The organism is Hominilimicola sp., assembly GCF_046972485.1.
Lineage (GTDB): Bacteria > Bacillota > Clostridia > UBA1381 > UBA1381 > Hominilimicola > Hominilimicola fabiformis.
Genome location: NZ_JBKVWU010000162.1, coordinates 1 through 4060, shown reverse-complemented (window position 1 = coordinate 4060; position 4060 = coordinate 1). Strand labels below are relative to the sequence as shown.

5 protein-coding genes are annotated in these 4060 nt (G+C 38.7%); 4 read left to right on the top strand and 1 reads right to left on the bottom strand.

The features are described 5' to 3' along the window. The 3 genes from ACLTU0_RS11100 to ACLTU0_RS11090 all read left to right on the top strand — a co-directional run. A partial coding sequence (locus ACLTU0_RS11100; RefSeq protein ID WP_412322494.1) for a M42 family metallopeptidase occupies positions 1-890 on the top strand: 890 nt, incomplete at its 5' end. A 5-nt stretch (positions 891-895) separates the two neighbouring features. Then, on the top strand, positions 896-1879 hold the full coding sequence (locus ACLTU0_RS11095) for a M42 family metallopeptidase (protein ID WP_412322496.1): 984 nt from the start codon (positions 896-898) through the stop codon (positions 1877-1879). Between the two features lie 16 nt (positions 1880-1895). Further along, positions 1896-2552 carry a zinc dependent phospholipase C family protein gene (locus ACLTU0_RS11090; protein WP_412322493.1) on the top strand — a complete coding sequence of 219 codons (657 nt, stop codon included), beginning with the start codon at positions 1896-1898 and terminating at the stop codon, positions 2550-2552. Here the strand turns inward: ACLTU0_RS11090 and ACLTU0_RS11085 are convergent, their stop codons facing one another. After that, complete coding sequence (locus ACLTU0_RS11085; RefSeq protein WP_412322491.1) at positions 2553-3593, bottom strand: hypothetical protein; 1041 nt, start codon at positions 3591-3593, stop codon at positions 2553-2555. A 157-nt stretch (positions 3594-3750) separates the two neighbouring features. Here ACLTU0_RS11085 and ACLTU0_RS11080 point away from each other — a divergent pair. After that, a partial coding sequence (locus ACLTU0_RS11080; RefSeq protein ID WP_412322490.1) for an NAD(+)/NADH kinase occupies positions 3751-4060 on the top strand: 310 nt, incomplete at its 3' end.

Sequence of the window (4060 nt, the reverse complement as noted above, 5' to 3'; positions counted from 1 at the left end):
ATGTTATTGCATATAAAAAAGGCAGTGACAGCGGTAAAAAAATCGCAGTTGCGGTTAATATGGACGAACCTGGTTTTATCATAAGCGGAGTAACCGAAAAGGGTTATTTGAAATTTAAGGCGGTAGGCAATATTGACCCGCGAAAAATTATTTCAAAAAAGGTTGTAATCGGTGCTGATAAAATCAAGGGTGTTATCGGTATGAAAGCGATACACTTGCAGACAAAGTCCGAACGTGAAAATGTTGTGGCAGCTTCAAAGCTGTTTATTGACATCGGTGCAAAGGACAAAGAGGATGCGGAAAAGTACGTTAAACTCGGCGATTATGTGACTTTTGACACTGAATTTATGCAAATTGGCAGTAACGTCAAAGGCAAAGCACTTGACAGGAGCGGTATTTGTACCTCGCTTATAAATGCGGTTGAGAAAGAATATAAATACGACACATATATGTGCTTTTTGGTACAGAGTGAAGTCGGTGCAAGAGGCGCGAAAATCGTATCGCACAGAATAAATGCCGATGTTATATTGTCGGTTTCATCTGCCGAAACAGCCGATATGTACGGTTGTGAAAGTAATGCAGGTGTAAAACTCGGTGACGGTGTGGTTGTTAATTTTGCAGACAGAACAATAATTTCGGATAAAGAAATAACCGAAAAAATGATTAAAGCCGCTAAAAAGGCGAAAATAAAGGTGCAGCCTCAGGTTTTAATGCCACAGACAAGTGACGGCGGTGCAATGCAGAGCGGAGCGGACGGTGCGATATGCCTGAGTTCGTCTGTTCCTTGCAGATATTCTCATTCGCCTGTTTCCGTAATGTCACTTGATGATATTAACAGTATGACGGAGTATATCAGATTATTTTTAAATAAAATCGGAGAAATGATATAATGGATATTTTAAATGTATTGGAAAAAGCAACACAAATAAACAGTGTTTCGGGCTCGGAAAATGAAATCAGAAAGTTTATTTCCGATAATGTAAAAAAGTATTGTGACGAACTTTCGGTTGATGCAATGGGTAATCTTATCGCTCATAAAAAAGGCAGCGGCAAAAAGATTATGTTCGCGGCACATATGGACGAGATTGGTATAATTGTAACCGATATTGACGATAAAGGCTTTGTGCGTTTTTCGTCAGTCGGCGGACTTAATTTGAGAAATCTTGTAAATCTTCGTGTGCGTTTTGCAAACGGCGTTGAGGGCGTAATCGGTGCAGAGGAAGAAAGCTTTAAAGATAAACCGGCTATAAGCAAATTATACGTTGATTTGGGTGCGGCAGATAAGAAAGAGGCTGAGAAAATAGTTTCAATCGGTGATACCGCGTCATTTGTCGGCGGATTTGTGAAGTGTGGCGATAAGGTTGTTTCAAAGGCTCTTGACAACAGAGTCGGCTGTGCGATTTTAATGCAGGCTTTGAGTGAAATAAAAGATTGTGAAAACGACTTGTATTTCGTGTTTACAACTCAAGAAGAAGTGGGACTTCGCGGAGCGAAAACGGCAGCTTTTGCAATCAATCCAGATATTGCGGTAGCGGTTGACGTTACCGATACGGGCGATACACCGTCCGCACCGATTATGGCGATTGAACTCGGTAAGGGTACGGCTATAAAGGTTATGGACCGTTCGATTATGTGTGATGCCGATGTTCGCACAATGATGATTGAAACTGCTAAGAAAAACAAAATTCCGTATCAGCTTGAAATTATGACGGACGGCGGTACAGACGCAGGTGCAATTCATCTTACAAGAGCAGGAATTAAGACGGGCGGTATTTCCGTACCGACAAGATATGTACATTCACCGTCCGAAATGGCAAGCGTGAGTGACATAGAAAACAGCGTTAAACTTTTGTATAATATAGCAATAGCTCAGTGGTAATCGGAGGTGTATTATATTGGCAACTTGGGGAGTTCATTTAAGAGTGGCAAGGTGTTTTATTGATAATCTGATAGCTAAAAAATATCATAGAGAGTTTGTTATAGGCAGTGTTGCGCCTGACTGCGGATACGGGGTCAAGGACAGTTTTGGTGAGTTCACACCGCCGCCTAAAATAACTCATTGGTCACCGAGCGGTATGAAACGTGATTGCCGATATAACGACTTCCAAAAGGAATATCTAAACGATAAATCAAACGCCGATTATTGGTTTTACCTTGGGTATTATGTACATTTGCTGACGGATATAATGTGGTCGGTTACGATGTATATGCCGACAAGGGTTAAATATGCGGAGGAATATAAGAAAAACCCCGAATTTTTAAAGGTTATAAAAAAGGATTGGAATGATATTGACGTATGGCATTTAAGAAGTCTTACATATCATCCGACTTTTGATATACTGAAAAATGCGGGTGAAATAAAAGATTATCTGCCGTATTACGAGCATAATCAGCTTACAAAACAGGTTAAGTTTATTGTTGATTATTACGAAAGCTACAGTTCAAATACGGACAGGAAATTTGAATATACACAAAAAGAAGATATTCAGAATTTTGTTGAATGTTCATACGAATTGCTTTATAAAGCTTTAAAAGAAAAAGAACTTATCTGATTAGATAAGTTCTTTTCTGTATTTTGGAATGTTCGATTTGTCATTGAATGCAATGATTGAATTTGTACTTGATGTTATCGGCTCGTCAAGGTCGGTGATTTGACGACCGTCAACGATACCGCCGACTATAACCGTTTCGGGAGAAGTGTATCCGCTGTCGTGAAGAAGTGACGAAACAGGCAAGCCTATCGGCACTTTGTAATTATTCGGCGGAAGAATATCGTCGCCTGAAACCGTTATAATTTTTTCCGTAACAGGCTTTTGGAATGTAAGTGCGTCATAGATGTTGCAAAGTGTTTCGGGTGACAGTATGACGGTATTTATTTTGTCAATATCCTTGCCTGTAAGCGTTTTCACAAGAATGTCATCGCTGCTCTGCGGATAACGTGCTTTGAGCGAGCAGAGAGAAATATTTTCGTTATATCTAAGATTTAGTTTGAAATCAGAAAATATCTTTTTTGTATTATTTTCAACGGCTATAATTGCCTTTTTTGTATTAAGAATTTTCATCATAATGTTAAGACTTTTTAAGATTTTTTCGGTGTTTCCGAGTGAGGCGAACTGCGGCGAGGAAACATACGGGTCGCTGTCAAATGTAGGTACTATAATATATTCAGGGGTTTTTTCAGTACCTAAAAGTATGTGTGCCGGAATACCGTTTCTGACTTCACAAATACCTGCCTCACGAATAATCCACAACATTTCACGCGTGGTAAGAGAATCAATATCATCCGTTTTTTGAGTTTGGACTGAGGTGTATTTCATATTATTTTCAACACATATAAACGTATCGCTTACAGATGTAACAATACCCGATACGGAACTGTATAACGGCATTGCGTCATAGCTTTCAAGATCGGCGATTTTTGAACCGATTTCAACGGTATCACCGACTTCGACAAGCGGACTTAACGTAACATCAGTGTTTTGAACAAGATTAAAAAAGTATACAGGTGCAGGGAGCGGTGAATGTATTTCGGCTGATTTATCAAATCCGTTATGCTTTTTATATTTTTTTGCTCCGCGAAATGAAATTGACATTTTAAATTCCCCTTATCACTTAATTATTAAAGGAATTTTACCATAGAACGAAAAAAAATGCAAATATAAATCAATAAATCAATGCGATAAAAACTATTGAAAAAAAGCAATTTGTGGTGTATAATATGTATAATAGGGGTAGTGAGGTGATACATTTATGAAAAGAATAGCGGTAATACCTAATAACAGTAAGGATATAGGTCTGGTAAACACAAAGCGACTTGTTGAATTTTTAAACGGAAAAGCTGAAATTTATATAGATGAGGCGTACAGCGTTCTTGGATTGAATGTTAATTACGTTGCCGAAAGCGAGATACTTGACAATGCGGAATATCTTATTGTTCTCGGCGGTGACGGTACTATTTTGCAGAGAGCTGCGGAATGTGCAAAAAGAAAAATTCCCGTATTGGGAATAAATCTCGGTAAAATCGGTTTTATGACCGAGATTGAAATAGACGATATGGAGG